This is a genomic window from Levilactobacillus suantsaiihabitans (genome assembly GCF_004745505.1).
Lineage (GTDB): Bacteria > Bacillota > Bacilli > Lactobacillales > Lactobacillaceae > Levilactobacillus > Levilactobacillus suantsaiihabitans.
On sequence record NZ_RKLX01000001.1, the window covers coordinates 24,409 to 40,141 of the forward strand.

General features: G+C 53.9%; 14 protein-coding genes. 7 read left to right on the forward strand and 7 right to left on the reverse strand.

Annotation, left to right across the window (positions count from 1 at the left end; all coding sequences use genetic code 11):
• Positions 1 to 561: 561 nt before the first annotated feature.
• Entirely contained in the window at positions 562 to 1,473 is a 912-nt protein-coding gene (locus tag EGT51_RS00100; RefSeq protein WP_135366770.1) for a proline-specific peptidase family protein, read from the forward strand.
• A 285-nt stretch (positions 1,474 to 1,758) separates the two neighbouring features.
• Here the strand turns inward: EGT51_RS00100 and EGT51_RS00105 are convergent, their stop codons facing one another.
• Positions 1,759 to 2,358, reverse strand: coding sequence for a L,D-transpeptidase (locus EGT51_RS00105; RefSeq protein ID WP_135366771.1), 600 nt, complete (start codon positions 2,356 to 2,358; stop codon positions 1,759 to 1,761).
• A gap of 98 nt (positions 2,359 to 2,456) precedes the next feature.
• Positions 2,457 to 4,010 (reverse strand): ABC-F family ATP-binding cassette domain-containing protein, encoded by a 1,554-nt coding sequence (locus EGT51_RS00110; protein WP_135366772.1) that lies wholly within the window; start codon positions 4,008 to 4,010, stop codon positions 2,457 to 2,459.
• A gap of 184 nt (positions 4,011 to 4,194) precedes the next feature.
• On the opposite strand from EGT51_RS00110, the gene EGT51_RS00115 reads away from it, so the two are divergent.
• Both EGT51_RS00115 and EGT51_RS00120 read left to right on the forward strand, forming a co-directional pair.
• Entirely contained in the window at positions 4,195 to 4,578 is a 384-nt protein-coding gene (locus EGT51_RS00115; protein ID WP_135366773.1) for a VOC family protein, read from the forward strand.
• A 15-nt stretch (positions 4,579 to 4,593) separates the two neighbouring features.
• Positions 4,594 to 5,295 carry a CPBP family intramembrane glutamic endopeptidase gene (locus tag EGT51_RS00120; protein ID WP_135366774.1) on the forward strand — a complete coding sequence of 234 codons (702 nt, stop codon included), beginning with the start codon at positions 4,594 to 4,596 and terminating at the stop codon, positions 5,293 to 5,295.
• Positions 5,296 to 5,959: 664 nt separating this feature from the next.
• Here the strand turns inward: EGT51_RS00120 and EGT51_RS00125 are convergent.
• The 4 genes from EGT51_RS00125 to EGT51_RS00140 all read right to left on the reverse strand — a co-directional run bounded on the left by EGT51_RS00125 (position 5,960) and on the right by EGT51_RS00140 (position 10,472).
• On the reverse strand, positions 5,960 to 6,730 hold the full coding sequence (locus tag EGT51_RS00125) for an ABC transporter ATP-binding protein (RefSeq protein ID WP_135366775.1): 771 nt from the start codon (positions 6,728 to 6,730) through the stop codon (positions 5,960 to 5,962).
• Positions 6,660 to 7,628: an ABC transporter permease gene (locus EGT51_RS00130; protein WP_135366776.1), complete on the reverse strand. Its 969-nt coding sequence runs from the start codon at positions 7,626 to 7,628 to the stop codon at positions 6,660 to 6,662. Before EGT51_RS00130 ends, EGT51_RS00125 begins: the two co-directional genes overlap by 71 nt.
• A 17-nt stretch (positions 7,629 to 7,645) precedes the next feature.
• Positions 7,646 to 8,617, reverse strand: a complete 972-nt coding sequence (locus tag EGT51_RS00135) for an ABC transporter substrate-binding protein (RefSeq protein WP_135366777.1) — start codon at positions 8,615 to 8,617, stop codon at positions 7,646 to 7,648.
• A 952-nt stretch (positions 8,618 to 9,569) separates the two neighbouring features.
• Positions 9,570 to 10,472, reverse strand: a complete 903-nt coding sequence (locus EGT51_RS00140) for a DegV family protein (RefSeq protein WP_135366778.1) — start codon at positions 10,470 to 10,472, stop codon at positions 9,570 to 9,572.
• A 724-nt stretch (positions 10,473 to 11,196) separates the two neighbouring features.
• Here EGT51_RS00140 and trpX point away from each other — a divergent pair.
• From trpX to EGT51_RS00160, 4 genes are read left to right on the forward strand one after another with little or no spacing between them, the layout of a single operon-like run.
• Positions 11,197 to 12,192 carry a tryptophan ABC transporter substrate-binding protein gene (gene trpX, locus EGT51_RS00145; protein WP_135366779.1) on the forward strand — a complete coding sequence of 332 codons (996 nt, stop codon included), beginning with the start codon at positions 11,197 to 11,199 and terminating at the stop codon, positions 12,190 to 12,192.
• Entirely contained in the window at positions 12,189 to 13,088 is a 900-nt protein-coding gene (locus tag EGT51_RS00150) for an ABC transporter permease (RefSeq protein ID WP_135366780.1), read from the forward strand. Before trpX ends, EGT51_RS00150 begins: the two co-directional genes overlap by 4 nt.
• A complete protein-coding gene (locus EGT51_RS00155) occupies positions 13,081 to 13,851 on the forward strand; it encodes an ABC transporter ATP-binding protein (protein WP_135366781.1) in 771 nt (256 codons plus the stop codon). The genes EGT51_RS00150 and EGT51_RS00155 overlap by 8 nt, the downstream gene beginning before the upstream one ends.
• A 10-nt stretch (positions 13,852 to 13,861) precedes the next feature.
• Positions 13,862 to 14,296 (forward strand): GNAT family N-acetyltransferase, encoded by a 435-nt coding sequence (locus tag EGT51_RS00160; RefSeq protein ID WP_135366782.1) that lies wholly within the window; start codon positions 13,862 to 13,864, stop codon positions 14,294 to 14,296.
• Between the two features lie 449 nt (positions 14,297 to 14,745).
• On the opposite strand, the gene EGT51_RS00165 is transcribed toward EGT51_RS00160, so the two are convergent.
• The gene (locus EGT51_RS00165) at positions 14,746 to 15,615 is read right to left on the reverse strand and encodes an NAD(P)-dependent oxidoreductase (RefSeq protein WP_135366783.1); all 870 of its coding nucleotides are present in this window, start codon (positions 15,613 to 15,615) and stop codon (positions 14,746 to 14,748) included.
• Positions 15,616 to 15,733: the final 118 nt, after the last annotated feature.

Consider the following 15,733-nt stretch of genomic DNA (forward strand, 5'->3'; position numbering starts at 1 on the left):
ACCGTTCGCCAAATATGGGTTGGAACGCTGGGGCGGACGGGTCGAGCCAAAAGGCGGTCTCGACACCTCGCTTTGAGCCGCAGCCCACGTCTCAAAGACGCCAGTTGTCTAAGCGGCATGAACCGTGCCGCTAAGACAACTCCCACGGCTGAACCCATATTTGGCGAACTCTCGGCTACAGTAGTGGTTGTCAACAACCATTGATTCAGCTCTTAATAGTCGCCTAGTCCATCAACTAGCGTTCAGCTGACATGTTGTTCCTGGTCAACTCGCTAGAGCCAGTCAGGGATGGTACTTACTGTGCCGCTGGTATAGGTTGAGATTTTGCCTCAGTTTGCTTCTTGAAACAGCTTTGACAACAGACCGGTACAGGTCCAAAGTGAACAAGAAATCGTCTCTGCAGAAATTTTCCCCAAGCAAGGCAACATCCCTGGCGGCCACGAACGACCTAGTCACCACCAATCCTGTAGCCGACACTACATCATTCCGCGGTTAACGGTTTAGAAATATAGCTAACAGTGATAAACTATTAGTAACTCATTAGAAACGGGGGAATTTGACATGAAGCAAGGTACCACGATCATTACCTTAGACAACGGTTACCACCTTTGGACCAACACCCAAGGCACTGGTGACATCCACCTGCTCGCCTTACACGGGGGCCCTGGTGGCAACCATGAATATTGGGAAGACACGGCCAAGCAATTAGCCGCCCAAGGCCTGAACGTTCAGGTCCACATGTACGACCAATTGGGTTCTTGGTACTCCGACCAACCCGACTATAGCGATCCTGAAATCGCTAAGAAATATCTGACTTACGACTACTTCTTGAATGAAGTTGAAGAAGTTCGGCAAAAGCTGGGCATCGACAAGTTCTACTTGATTGGTCAATCTTGGGGTGGCGCATTGGTCCAAATGTACGCGGCTAAATTTGGCCAACACTTGAAGGGCGCTATCATTTCCTCCATGGTTGATAACATCGACGAATACGTTGAAAGCATCAACCATATTCGGGAAACGGCTCTGACCGCCGACCAAGTGGCTTACATGAAGCAGATCGAGGCCAACGGCAACTACGACGATCCGAAGTACCAAAGCTACGTGGACATCTTAAACGACGGCTACGTGGACCGGAAGAAGCCCGCTGCCATTTCTCATTTGATCAGCACCATGGCGACCGACGTTTACGGCGCCTTCCAAGGTGACAACGAATTTGTCATCAAGGGCAAGTTGGCTGAATGGAACTTCCGTGATCACTTGAAGGACATCAAGGTGCCAACCCTGTTGACCTTTGGCGAACACGAAACCATGCCACTGGCTACTGGTAAGAAGATGGCTGAGTTGATTCCACACTCCCGCTTCGTCACCACGCCAGAAGGTGGCCACCACCACATGATCGACAACGCACCCGTTTACTACGATCACCTGGCAACCTTCATACGCGACGTCGAAAATGATAATTTTAATGATTAAGGATTAACCACAAAAGCCTTCACCACCCCACTGGGGCCCGGTGAAGGCTTTTGTGTCGGTAACCTTGTGAAAATAGCACCCACGTCGACCATAGGTAAAAAAGGTTTGACCTAAACACAGAGATTCTCAGTTCCGTGTTCGGTGAGTTTATAAAAGCCTTGCCTAATAATCTAGTCAGATTATTAGGCAAGGCTCAATGATGACAAATGACGATATTTATCTGCTTCAATTCAAATTTCCCCAGGGTTGAGGCCTGTTTTGTTACTTTCAACCCTTAGTTCAAACCTAGTGAACCACAACTTTCATCCCGTAAGGCACGTGATTGTAGACCCACTTAGCATCCGCCACTGACAGGCGCACGCAACCGTGAGAAGCGGCCGTCTTGCCTAGCTCCTCGGCTTCGCTCTTAATGTAATTGCCGTTAGCATCAGTGGGCACGCTGTGGAATAGATAAATCCCGTGGTCCTTCCAAGAGACCCAATATTTAGCCCCTTCACCAGAACTTTGATTGTAGAAGAATTTTCCCCGTTCCCCTTGGATGGCATACGTGCCGTGAGGGGTCTTATTTTCCTTCCCCGTTCCCGTGGAGCAATACATGGTGTACAGCACCTTGTTATTGGCATCCCGGATGTACACCCGTTGGCGACTGGTATTCACGTCCAGCCAGGCATCGGTGTGTTGTTTGAGGTTCGGATAAGGCTTGTCTTCCGACGGCTTCCGCCAATTAATGGTGTCCGCCTTGGCCGTGTTATTGGCCTTCTTCGTCGTTTGGCTAGTGGGTTGACTCGTCGGCTGTGCTGTGTGGCCTTGGATCAGCCGGTTTACACCGACCGCCGCCACGATGACCAGCGCGACAACTACGAGTAACTGTCTTAAACGTCTCATTGTCTGCCGTCCTTTTCAAATTTTCCTAACTACCCCTACTGTAACGGATTTTTCTGAAAAAGGGAACGCCTTTTACCAAAACGTAATCTCGGTGCAATCTAGTTTGCAGAATTCTTTAAACTCAGCTTCTCCACGTTCAAAATCTTATCGACTAAGCCGGTGTAGAAACTGGCCTCATGGCTAACGATAATCGCATTGCCCGGGAAATTCAAGATGGCTTGCTTCAACGCCTGCTTGGTTTCGTCATCCAAGTGGTTGGTCGGTTCATCCATGATCAAGAAGTTGGCGGGTTCAAATTCCATCAACGCCAACTTAACCTTGGTCTGTTCTCCACCGGAGAGCTCACCGATCGGCTTCATGGCGTTGGCGGAGTCCAGCCCACATTTCGACAGCTTCGTGCGAATCGCCTTTTGCGGCAACTTTTCGTACTTGGCCTGGATAATCTGGAGTGGGGTTTGTTGGGTGTTGTCCCAAACCAGATCCTGACTGAAGTAGCTGATCCGTGCGGACGGTGAGAAATGCGCTTCCCCACCCTTGGCCTTGATGATGCCTAAAATGGACTTGATCAGCGTCGATTTCCCGACTCCGTTGAACCCGGTCAGACCAACTTTTTGGTCGGTCGTCACGGAGAACGTCACCGGCTTCAATAATGGCCGGTCATACCCCACGGATAGTTCATCGACCACCAAGGCGTTTTGCGACCCGGTCTCTTGATACGGAAAATCAAAGTGGGCTTGCACGTTAGTCGATGGCGGATCGACCCGTTCCATCCGGTTGAGCATCTTTTCCCGTGACTTGGCCATGGTCGACTTGGACCCGGCCTTGTTTTTGCGGATAAAGCGCTCGGCCTTTTCGATGACGACCTGTTGCTTGTCGAATTCCCGTTGTTGGGCCTTCTCGCGTTCACCCCGTTGGCGCATGGCTTGCTTGAAGCTGCCCCGGTACTTGGTGATCTGGCCAAACGCCACGTTGATGATACAGTTCGTCACGTTTTGCAAGAAGTCGTAATCATGGGAAATGATCAACGCGGCGCCGTCAAAGTTGTTTAGGTAGTCTTCCAACCACGCAATGTGGGCGACGTCCAGGTAGTTGGTCGGTTCGTCCAGTAAAATGACGTCGGGGTTTTCCAGCAACAGCTTGGCCAAGATGATCTTGGATCGTTGCCCCCCGGACATCTTGGCAACTTCATGGTCGCGACCGATGTCGTCTAAGCCCAACCCGGAGATGACCCGTTCGATTTCCGTTTCCACGTCGTAAAAGTTACGCGCGTCCAGTTCTTCTTGAATCCGACCGGCCCGTTCGAGCAACTTATCTTCCATCGTTTCCGCGTATTCGGTATACATCGCCGTCATCCGGTCATTCATTTCGTACAAATCGGCGTAGGCCGTATGCAGAAAGTCGATCAGCGTCATGCCGTCTGGAATATCGGCGTACTGATCCAAATACCCAATGTGGGTTTTCTTTTGCCATTTCACGGACCCCGTTAACGGGAGCTCCTGGCCGGTAATAATTTTAATTAAGGTTGACTTCCCAACCCCGTTTTGCCCGACGACACCCATGTGTTCGCCTTTTTCTAGGGTAAAACTGGCGCCTTCGTAAAGCTTCTTATCTGCGAAGCTCATGCTGAGGTCGTCAACTTCTAATAGTGGCACTGTTTGTCCCTTCCCTTCTTCTCTCAAGCCGAAAAAAGCCCCGACAACGTCAAGGCCTTTAGCTAAACCCATATTAGGTAGTAACTTACCACGAAAACCGGGGGTTCGTCAACTTCCTGGCCTAGGGCGGCCACCTATTTTATGCTATAATGATTAAAATTTATGCCTAAAGGACTGACACTTCATGAATATTCGTAACATTGACCACCTCACCTTAACTGTTAGTGACGTGGAGCATGCCGTGCGCTGGTACCACGAGGTCTTTGACCTGCCCATCATCGAATTTGATGATGGGCGCCGCGGCGTGAAGCTGGGCAAACAAAAAATTAATTTCCAACAAAACGACCAGCTCCATTTACCCGTCGCTAAGCACCCCACGGTCGGTGGCGCCGACTTCGCCATCATTGCGACCGACCCACTCGCCAACATTTTGTCTCACCTCACCAACTATGCGGTGGAAATCGTCGACGGCCCCGTGACCAAGCAAGGTGCCCTGGGCCCCATGACGTCAGTCTACGTCCGCGACCCCGACGAAAATCTGATTGAAATCGGCAAATACGACCAGTAGGAGGCGGACCCGTTCATGACTAAATTGACCCAATGGTTGGCGGCCGGTGGCGACTGGCTGGTGCGATGTCTCAAGTGGGTGGGCTTTTTGGCCATCTACTTGGGTGACACCCTCCTGCTGTCCATGGCGACCAGTCAGGCTCACCATCCCCAAGTGGCCACGCGCCTGATTGGGGTCATGCTGATCTACTCGGCCTTGCTGCTGGCCTTCTTGACCTGGCGCTACTGGCAACAGATCAAGCAAAGTAACCCCCGCCACATCGGTAAGTCCCGTTTCACGACCAAACGCAGTTGGCAACTAGCGGGCCTGTTTGTCCTGATGCTGGCGATTCAATTCGGCTGGAACCTCCTGATCAATTTCCACATCTTGAGTAGCCCCGCCAACCAGACAGAACTCAACTCCCAGATCCTGCAACTGCCATTTTGGAACCTGGCCTACGCCATCTTACTGGCGCCGTTCGTGGAAGAAATGATTTTCCGCGGCATCTTCTTGAATTACTTCTTCCGGCAAGACTCGCGGGTCATGAACTTCCTGGGCGTCTTCATGTCGGGGATGATCTTCGGCATGATGCACGTGATGAGCTTCACGCCTACGCTGTTCATGTATGCGGCGCTGGGCTGGGTGCTGGGCTTCACCTACCTGAAGTTCCGCGACCTACGCTACAACGTGACGCTGCATTTCTTGAACAATGCGTTGTCGTTGCTGGCATATATTTAAAACCGAAAACAGCCGGTACTCGTCTCACTTCAGAGATGACGTACTGGCTGTTTTTTAACTAAAGATTGCAAGTGAAATGAACGCGCTAATTGCGGTGAAGACGGTGTTCCGACAGCTGAATTTGGTGAAACCAGGCGCCTGCGTCAGCCAGGGTTCCGCCTGCTCTGGGGAACACCTCCAGCCTGAGGGGCGGTCTTCCGGTTCGCTTGAAAGCCTGACAAAGCCCGTCAGTCTCTCAAGTCGTCCCGCGCTGTAGGCTGAGACAAAACCTCAGCCAACACCGCCGACACAGCTGGCTCCACCCTGGCTGCCTCCGGCAAGGTTGACGGCTATCAGTAACACTGTGTTAATGAAAGACTAGTCGTCAATGTAGCTACTGCCTGGGGCTAAGACGATGGTTACTAACATGCACTACCATAGCCGAGAGTTCGCCAAATATGGGTTCAGCCGCTTAACAAGAGTGTGACGACAGGCGGTTAACTGCCTAGCAGTGTTAAGCGGAACCAGTTGCCTGTTGGCGAACGGTAGGCGGCCAGTTCGCATTTTGAGCTTGTGAACGACTATCTTTAACGTCACGAAGTACATGAACCAGTAGTTCCAGCAAATTTTGCTGCACTCTGAATGACAATTCGCGATGTCATTACAATTTCTCCCCGTCAGACCATCATTCCGCAAACAACGCCATCAACTTATCCTGTTGTAGATTGGCCTTGGCAGCCCCGCGGACGTCGAGCTTGATCTGGCCGTCTTGGACCATGACCAGCCGGTTGCCATAAGCCAAAGCATCGCTCATTTTGTGGGTGATCATCATCGTGGTCAGCTGATGCGTCTCCACGATCGTCTGCGTCAGCGCCATGACCTGACGGCTGGTCTGGGGGTCCAGGGCCGCTGTGTGCTCATCCAGTAACAACAAGTCCGGCTGGCTCAGCGTGGCCATCAACAGTGACAGCGCCTGGCGTTGGCCGCCCGACAGGTACTTGACCTGCGTCGTTAACCGGTCCTCTAGCCCCATGTTCAGACTTTTAAGCAATTCCCGATACGTGGCGTCCTGACTAGCCTGGCGGTAGCGGCGCAGGCTCATACTGCCGGTGTGGCGCTGAGCCAACGTCAGGTTCTGGGACACGCTCAGTTCCCCCGCCGTGCCCAACTTGGGGTCCTGGAAGACGCGCGATAGCCATTTAGCACGGTAGGCCACCGATTTTCGGGTAACGTCGTGGCCAGCCAAGGTCAATTGGCCCGCATCGGCTGGCAGCGTGCCGGCAATCGTATTGAGCAGCGTCGATTTGCCGGCCCCGTTATTGCCGATGACCGCAACGAAATCGCCCGGTTCAATCGTCAGACTGACATCCTTCAAGACGTGGCGCTCATTTACCGTCCCGGGAAAGAAGACCTTCTGGAGATGCTTGACGCTTAAGACTGCTGGTTGTTGATTCATGTTCATCGGCTCCAATCTGTTTGAGGTAACGTTTCAGCTGTTGACGGGTCTTGACCTTGGTCCGCAAAATCGGCAGGCAAATGACCACGACCAAGATGATGGCGGATAAAATTTTCAAATCGTCGACCGGGAAACCTAAACCCATGGCGACGGTCAATAAGAAGCGGTAAATGATGGCGCCCACGACCATGCCGCTCAGGCGCACCCACATCTGCCGACCATGCAAGAAGATCTCGCCGACCAAAACGGAGGCCAGCCCAATCACGATGGTGCCGATGCCCATGCCAATGTCGGCATAGCCGTTGCTTTGGGCGATCAGGGCCCCGGACAAGGCGATGCAGCCGTTGGAGACCATGTAGCCCAAGATCACCATCCGGTCCGTGTAAATGCCGTTGGCGGCACTCATGGCCGGGTTATCCCCGGTCGCCATCAGCGACAATCCCAACCGCGTCTTGAACAGCCAGATCAAGAGCGCTATCACAACGCCGGTCACGACCAGCCCCACCACGATGGTTTGCAGATCGCTGGACCAAGTGGCTGGCAGGTAGTTGGTCAAGACCTTTTGCGTCAACAGTGGCACGTTAGATTTGCCCATCACGTGCATGTTGATGGAGTACAGGCCGGTCATGGTCAGGATTCCGGCCAGCAGTGACGGCATGTGCAGCTTGGTGTCGAGTATCCCGGTAACCCAGCCTGCGACACAACCGGCGAGAAAGCCCAGTAAACTAGCGACCACGGCCGATTGTCCGCTCAACATGGCACTCACGGTGACCGCGGCGCCCAACGGAAAACTCCCCTCGGTGGTCAAATCGGGGATGTCTAAGATACGAAACGTCAGGAACACGCCAATGACGAGCGGCGCCCACAGTAAGCCCTGACCGATGCTGGTGATTAACATAACGGATTACCCCTTTCTTACGGCTTGGTGATCTGACTTGGCTTCAACCCAATGGCTTTGGTGTTGGCTTGGTTGATGTAGAGGTGAAGTTTCTTCGACGTTTGGACCGCCATGGTTTGCGGCTTTTGCTTATTTTCTAAGACGTTGTACGCCATCTTCCCGGTCTGCTTGCCCAAGTCATAGTAGTTGATGCCGTAAGTGGCGGTACCGCCGTCCTCGGCCATTTCAATCGATCCGGTCACAACGGGCAACTTGGCCGCCTTGGCCTTGGCGCCGATGGTCTTCATGGCGCTGGCCATCAAGTTGTCGGTCGGTAAGTACAGGCCAGAAACCTTGCCCGTCAAGCCGGCTAAGACACTGGCGACATCGTTGGTGCTGGTGGCGCTCACGACCTTTAGGTTTAAGTGGTGCTTCTTGGCGTAGGCCTTGGCCAGCTTGACCTGAAGCACGGAATTTTCTTCGGAGGAGTTGTACATGATGCCCAGTGGCTTGTTGCCGGTCGTCAGGCTCTTCAACAGTTTCAGCTGCAGGCCCACCGGCGTTAAATCACTGGTCCCACTAACGTTGGTCTGCGGCTTGGCGTTGGCCTTGACCAACCCGGCCGCTTTGAGATCCGTGACCGCCGTGACCAAAGTGGGCGTCGTGGTGGTCTTCTTGGCGAGTGCCTGAGCCGCCGGTGTGGCGATGCCTAGCAGTAAATCATTCTTTTGTTGAACCAATTGTTGGCTCATGGTATTCAAATTGGCTTGGTCGCCCTGGGCGTTTAAATAGTGATACGTCACCTTGGTCGACTTGCCGTGGGCCTTGAGTTCGGCCTTTAACCCGGCCTTGAAGCCTTGGCGCGCCTCATCTAAAGAGCCATGTTGCACGACCTGTAAGATGCCGACGTTAAGATTGCCAGATTTGGCACTGGATGTTTTGGTCGAACAGCCGGCCAGAACCAGCCCGAGACCGAGTAACGCGAGACTACTTGCTAATAATTTTTTCATTGTGATTTCCTCCTGTGAATGCTGCTGAAATTTAAAATGGGTAAATCTCACCAAATTTTTCGCAAGTGGCTTGCGTCCAAGCCGCCCTGGCCAATGCCAGGAAAACAAAAAACACCAGACAGATTCTGAGTAGAATCTACCTGGTGTTATCGGGCCCGATATACTTTTCCAGATAGATTACCCGTATCTATCTGGCGCTAAGTTCATGCTGAAAAACTTTAGCTATTCGATAGATACAAACGCAGTTGTGCGGCGCGTTCGTATCCAACGAGATGAATACAAACGCTATCTAAAGAAAAAGCTAAAGGCAAATTGGCTATTTAAATGAGTTCGGTAATGAAGTTGCATGATGGCAAGCTCCCTTTCATTTATCAATTTACATCTTTCAGTTAACCATGAAAAAATAAGACTGTCAACCCTGAATTTTAATTTGATTCTCATTTTTCAAGTGCGTTATATAGTACAAAACCGTACCTGCGGCAGCCAAGAACTCCGGCAGATGGGGGCACTAACTCCACGTGGATATCGATTATTCTTGGTCGACTCGTGAGGTCCGGCCGTGGCTGTCCAGTCACCATTGACACGACGACGGTGTTCCAATACCTAAAATTGGTGAAACCAGGTGCCTGCGTCAGCCAGGGTTGACGACTATCAGCAACACTGTGTTAATGAAAGACTAGTCGTCAATGCAGCTACCACCTGGGGTTAAGACGACTGGTATTAACACACACTACCGTAGCCGAGAGTTCGCCAAATATGGGTTCAGCCGTGGGAGTTCCTTTAGCGGCGCGATTCATGCCGCTTAGGGAACTGGCGTCTTTGAGACGCGACCTTCGGCTCAAAGCGAGGCCGAGACCGCACTTTGGCTCGGTCCGGTCCGCCCACCGCGTTCCAGCCCATCTTTGGCGAACGGTAAGGCGGCCAGCACGTCCCCATGCCGCCACGAAAACTGTTACTGGTCGCTGAAGTCGGTGGCTGGTTCGAGGAGGCTGCGGTAGTCCTGGCACCAGGCCAGGCCCATGGCGCCATCCCCCACGTGGACGCCGAAGCTGGGCCCGATCAACGCGACGTCAAATTTGACCGTCGGAAACCGCTTCTGTGCCCGGTCGACGGACCGTTGGGTGGCCTCGGGTTGGTCGGCATTTAAAATCGTGGCCCGCACCGGCGCGGCACCCGCCAGATCCGTGGCCAAGGCATCGGAGAAGTCGGCCATGGCCCCCTTCACCCGCAAGGCACTGCCGGCGACGCGCATCTTACCGGACGGGTCGAAGATCAAGATGGGTTTCCCAGCCAATAGTGGCGTACTGCCGGGACTGTGGCTGGGATTGACTTCCCCAGTCCGCAGCAGCGGCTTGATGGAGTCCACCACGAACCCACTGTGCGCCGTGGCCCGCAGCTGCGTCAACCGTTCAAAGATTTGGTCCACCGTGGCCCCCCGTTCGACCAGAGCCGCGGCTAGCCGCACCTGCTCGCCCATCGTCGTCAAGATGCCGCGCGAATCCCACGGCCAGACGTGGACACTGGTGATATTTTCCGCGTAAGCCGCTAACGTGTTCACAAACCCGGAGATGCCCAGCGACGGCCCGATCACGATGACGTCGGTCACGCCGGTTTGGGCCAAGTGATCACAAGCCGCTTGAACCGTCTTCATCGAAATCTGCGGGGCAGTCGGCACCATTTTCTTGGATTTCGACAGCCGCATCAACCGGTAGTAATCGGCCGTGCTCAGGTCCTGGTACTCGTGATATTGACGGTTGCCAAACATGATGGGTGCCGCTAGCAACGTCACGTGCCGTCGCTGCGCCTCATCAAAGTCGATGCCCGAAGACGTATCTGTTAAAACTGCAATTTTCATGGAGTAGCCCTCCTTGTCTCTGCTTTCAAGGCTGGTGTAGCCTCGCGCGACCAACCATGCCAACAAATCAACATCGTGATCAAGCGCAATTGGTTACCGTCTAGTATACCAAAATCCGCGGCCGCTAACGCAAAAATCGTGTTGAAACCGTGACACAATTAACCACTGGACCTTTTAACGTGAACACTAAGCCCGGACACCAACCTATTGATTAACAATCAACCGACTAGGTAAACTGATTATCCGCAAGAACTAGCCTGAGGTGATGTTCGTAGCCAGGTTCCGGGGTGATGTCAACGTTATTGCCCACCGCCCTGCAGGCTTTCACCGTCCACGTCATATTTGGCGGACGGTAAAGCGACCAGTTCACACCGAAAATCCCACCAAATTTGACCGAAACCACAAATTAAGGTTGACGGTCTGAAAAGGATGCCGTAAACTGAATTTATTCAATTACGGAAAGAAGGAAAAGTTATGCAACTGTCTAGCATTGAACTTAATGGACGTTGGCAAAGCCGGTAAATCAAGTCTCATCAGTGTTGATGCGACTTGAGCTCCCAGAGCGATTCTCGCATCTGCGCCGGCTAACTTTTCTGATGCAAAAGCCCGCACGGATGTTGTCATTCCGGTTTTGCGGGCCTTTTTATTTGGGCACCCAGCCGGTCTGGGTGCTTTTTTGTATCACCGACCGTTCATTCAATCCAGTAAAAGTGAGGTTATCATCATGAAACGCATGTACGGACTCATTGCGATTCTGCTCTTATTCCTCGGGTTTGCCTTCGTTCAGGAGAGTCGACCCGAATCCGCGCACCAAAAGGCGGTCCCGACCGTCGGCATTTTACAGCTGCTCTCCCACCCCGCCCTAGACGCCATTCACAAGGGCATCATCCACGGGTTGGCCGAGGAAGGCTATCACGTCGGCAAGAACGTCAAGATTGATTTTCAAAACGCCCAAAACGACCAGAGTAATCTCAAGACCATGAGCGCGCGTTTCGTCAACGAACACGCCAACGCTATGATTGGGATTGCCACCCCAGCTGCCCAGGCGTTGGCCAATGCCAGCTCAAACATCCCCGTGGTGTTGGGCGCCATCACCGATCCGAAGGGCGCCGACCTGGTCAAGAGCAACACCCGTCCCGGCAATAACGTGACCGGGGTGTCCGACCAAGCGCCGCTGAAATCGCAGCTCAAATTGATTCAACGGATCATGCCCAATATGAAGACGCTGGGCATCATTTACACCTCATCTGATGATTCCGCCACCGCGCAGTATCACCAGTTTGCGGCGCTGTGCAAGCAAGAACACGTCCGCCTCAAGGCCTACACGATTGCCAGCACCAACGACTTGAACCAGGTCGCCGAGCAAATGGTCAGTCAGGTCGACGCCATTTACGTGCCAACCGACAATACCGTCGCCAGTGCCATGCAAACGCTAGTATCCACGGCCAACGCCAAGAAGATTCCGGTCTTCCCGGCCGTCGATACCATGGTCAAAGCGGGCGGTCTGGCCACGCTGAGCATCAATCAGTACCAGCTGGGCGTGGAAACCGGTAAGATGACCGCCGCCATTTTAAAGGGCAAGAATCCTGCCACCACACCAATTCACTTTGAAAAGCGCGGGGAAATGACCATCAACTTGACACAAGCCAAGAAGTTGGGCATCACGCTTCCCGCCGACGTTGTCAAAGAAGCCAAAACCAACGGGGAGGTCTTCAAATGAGTTTAGCTGTATCCGCCATCGGTCAGGGCCTGCTCTGGGCCGTCTTAGGGGTCGGGCTGTTCTTGACCTTTAGAATTCTAGATTTTGCCGACATGACGGTGGAAGGGACCTTTCCACTCGGTGCCGCCACCGCCGTCGCTGCCATTAGCCAGGGGATGAACCCCCTGCTGGCCACCCTGCTCGCCTTCGTCATCGGGGCACTAGCCGGCTTGATCACCGGTCTGCTCTACACCAAGGGCCACATTCCCATCCTGTTGGCCGGCATCCTGGTCATGACCGCCTGCTACTCGGTCAACCTGCGGATCATGGGCCGCGCCAACGTGTCTTTGCTGGGAAAAGCCACGCTGTTCAAGAACCACCTGCTCGCCGGCCTGCCACAATACTTTGACAGCGTCGTGTTGGGCATCGTGGTCATGGTCGTCATCACCAGCATCGTCATCTACTTCTTACAAACGGAACTCGGTCAAGGCTTCATCGCCACCGGGGACAACCAGACCATGGCCCGTTCGCTGGGCATCAACACCGACAACATGAAGATCATGGGACTGATGGTCTCTAACGGTCTGATTGCCTTTGGCGGCGCACTGGTTGCCCAAAACAACGGCTATGCCGACGTCAACATGGGGATTGGCATCATCGTGATTGCGCTGGCCTCCATCATCATCGGTGAGGTGGCCTTTGGCGATTTGACCCTGAACCAACGACTGGTCGCCGTCACGCTGGGCAGTATTTTGTACCGCTTCGTGCTGTTGCTGGTCCTCAAGCTGGGCTTCAGTGCTAACGACCTCAACTTGATTTCCGCCATCATCCTGGCGCTATGCATGATGTTGCCGGTCTTCAAGCGCGTTTTGAACTTCAAGCACATTTTGAAACGGGGGTTGGATACCAATGACTAAACCACTACTCGAATTAAAGGACGTCGTGTTAAAGGTCAACCGCAACACGCCCGAAGAAATTACGATCTTAAATAAGCTCAATCTGACCATCAACGCCGGCGATTTCATCACGGTGCTGGGATCCAACGGGGCCGGGAAGTCCACGCTATTCAACGCGATTGGCGGCGACCTCAGCATTGACAGCGGCCAGATTCTGTTAAACGGCCACGACATCGCCCACGAATCCGTGGAAAAACGGACCCGCTTCTTAGCCCGCGTATTCCAAGATCCCAAATTAGGCACGGCACCGCGGATGACCGTCGCCGAAAACTTATTGCTGGCCGAACGCCGCGGACAACGGCGCGGGTTGATGCCCCGGGGGTTGAAGCATCACCTGGCCCACTATCAAGAACTGACCGCAACCATGCACAACGGCCTCGACCAACGGCTGACGACCGCCACCGGTAACCTATCCGGGGGGCAACGCCAGGCCTTGAGCTTCTTGATGGCCACGTTGAAGCGACCTGAGATCTTACTGCTCGACGAACACACGGCGGCGCTGGATCCACGGACCGGCCAGGACCTAATGCATTTGACCAACGAACGGGTCGCGCAAGATCAGCTGACCTGCCTGATGATCACCCACCACATGGAAGACGCTTTGACCTACGGCAACCGGCTGATCGTCCTGCACCACGGCCAGGTGACCTACGATGTGGCCGGTGCCGAGAAACAGGCGCTGACCAGCGAGCAGCTCTACAGTTTCTTCGCTGAGATCGAATAGGCGGTGCCCCATGGAAATTGTGATCTCAAACGCCCCGTTTAACCGTGCGGCCGCCCTATCCCTACGCCAAGCCACCTTCGTGACGGAACGGGGGATTCCCCGCGACGTCGAATTCGACGACCGCGATACACCGGACCGCTTGTACGTGGTCGCCTATGACCGACCAGACTTGCCGGTGGGCACGCTGCGCTTAGAACCCCAGTCACCCACGGAAATGCGCTTTGGCCGCGTCTGTACCAGTCAAGCCTACCGTGGTCAGGGAATCGGTCGCCAAGTCCTGGCCGCTGGAGAAGACTGGGCCCGCGTCCACGGCTTTACCGCTGGTCTGATTGACGGCGAACTCACGGCTCAAGCATTTTACGAACGTTGTGGCTATCACGCTATTGGCGCGCCCTTCGATGAGGACGGCGCGCCGGTCGTGACGCTGCGAAAAAAATTTAACTGAAAACACGCCACAGACTGACAGTTGTCGATACTGTCGGTTTGTGGCGTGTTTTATTTTCTTACTGCAAGATTCAACCCCTGCTGCGACTGCGGCGTATGGACTCGCCGGTAGAAATCAAAGAAGTCGTCTAAGTTCGTAATTTCTAAGCATCCCGCAAAGTAAGGATCCATGGCTTGAACCGAGGCAAAGCTGGCCGCCCCGGTGTTAAAGACGTGAAGACCGTAGTGGTGGTCGGCGTCTCGCTTGTGCTGGCAAGCTCACTATCAGGAATCAGATTAATAGGGGAACATATCTCAGTTCCTAATTTTACAGGGTTAACTCATGGCGCCCTCAACAGCACAATAAAACAGGCCAGGACAACACATCCTAGACCTGTTTTTGCCGTCTACTTTAAATAGCCGAAACGTGGGCCAACAAGCAACTGGTTCCGCCTGTTGGCCCACTTTCCTTCACGACTTCTGCTTGTAGGTCTTGATCAACCCCTGCGTCCCGTCGTTGCCCAGGCCGTCGTCATCGACCATGGCCTCGTACAACAACTTGGCCTGCTTGGTCGCTGGCAAATCCAGGTGCATGCGGTCGGCCTCTTGTAAGGCGATACGCAGGTCCTTTAGGAAATGCTTGGCGAAGAAGCCGGGGGTGTAATCGCCCTTCAAAATGCGGGGCACGTAATTGTCCATGCTCCAGTTGTCGGCACCGCCGCTACTGAGCGTGGCCAGCACCTGAGGCAGGTCCAAGCCAGCCGCCTTGGCGTAGACCAACATTTCCGTCAAACCGGTCATGGTCCCGGCAATCATGATCTGATTGGCCATCTTGGTGTGCTGGCCTTTGCCGGCATCCCCAAAGTAGTTGACCCGCTGGCCAATCTGTTCAAAGACCGGCAAGACCTGGTCGTAGGCGGCCCGATCACCACCGACCATGACCGTCAACGTGGCGTTCTTAGCGCCAACATCCCCGCCGGAAACCGGGGCGTCCAAAGCCAACGCGTGATGGTCGTGGGCAATGCCGGTTAATTTGACCGCCAGCGCCGGCGTACTGGTCGTCAGATCGACCACGACACTGTCCGGTTGAATGGACGTGAAAATACCGTGCTCGCCGGTGTAAACAGCCTCGACATCGCTGGGATAGCCAACCATGGTCATGACCAATTTCGCCTGCTTGGCCACGTCAGCGGGTGATGCCGCCCAGGTCGCGCCCGCGTCCAACACCGTTTGGGCGTGCGCCTTGGTCCGGTTGTAGACCACGACCGCATGCCCCGCCTTCAAGAGATTCAAGACAATGCCAGTACCCATGACGCCGGTACCGATAAACCCAATTTGCATAACAGTTTCCTCCTTGTTTATCACTCTTTTTATCATACCACGGACCACTGCTAGACCCAGTCGGCACGCTCACTGCCAACTGGTAGGTTTGACCATTAGCCCTATCCAAGCAAAAAAG

Bases quoted from the DNA above. Each gene is read 5' to 3' on its own strand.
- EGT51_RS00100 (WP_135366770.1), top strand. From the start codon at position 562: ATGAAGCAAGGTACCACGATCATTACCTTAGACAACGGTTACCACCTT.
- EGT51_RS00105 (WP_135366771.1), bottom strand. From the start codon at position 2,358: ATGAGACGTTTAAGACAGTTACTCGTAGTTGTCGCGCTGGTCATCGTG.
- EGT51_RS00115 (WP_135366773.1), top strand. From the start codon at position 4,195: ATGAATATTCGTAACATTGACCACCTCACCTTAACTGTTAGTGACGTG.
- EGT51_RS00120 (WP_135366774.1), top strand. From the start codon at position 4,594: ATGACTAAATTGACCCAATGGTTGGCGGCCGGTGGCGACTGGCTGGTG.
- EGT51_RS00125 (WP_135366775.1), bottom strand. From the start codon at position 6,730: ATGAATCAACAACCAGCAGTCTTAAGCGTCAAGCATCTCCAGAAGGTC.
- EGT51_RS00130 (WP_135366776.1), bottom strand. From the start codon at position 7,628: ATGTTAATCACCAGCATCGGTCAGGGCTTACTGTGGGCGCCGCTCGTC.
- EGT51_RS00135 (WP_135366777.1), bottom strand. From the start codon at position 8,617: ATGAAAAAATTATTAGCAAGTAGTCTCGCGTTACTCGGTCTCGGGCTG.
- EGT51_RS00140 (WP_135366778.1), bottom strand. From the start codon at position 10,472: ATGAAAATTGCAGTTTTAACAGATACGTCTTCGGGCATCGACTTTGAT.
- trpX (WP_135366779.1), top strand. From the start codon at position 11,197: ATGAAACGCATGTACGGACTCATTGCGATTCTGCTCTTATTCCTCGGG.
- EGT51_RS00150 (WP_135366780.1), top strand. From the start codon at position 12,189: ATGAGTTTAGCTGTATCCGCCATCGGTCAGGGCCTGCTCTGGGCCGTC.
- EGT51_RS00155 (WP_135366781.1), top strand. From the start codon at position 13,081: ATGACTAAACCACTACTCGAATTAAAGGACGTCGTGTTAAAGGTCAAC.
- EGT51_RS00160 (WP_135366782.1), top strand. From the start codon at position 13,862: ATGGAAATTGTGATCTCAAACGCCCCGTTTAACCGTGCGGCCGCCCTA.
- EGT51_RS00165 (WP_135366783.1), bottom strand. From the start codon at position 15,615: ATGCAAATTGGGTTTATCGGTACCGGCGTCATGGGTACTGGCATTGTC.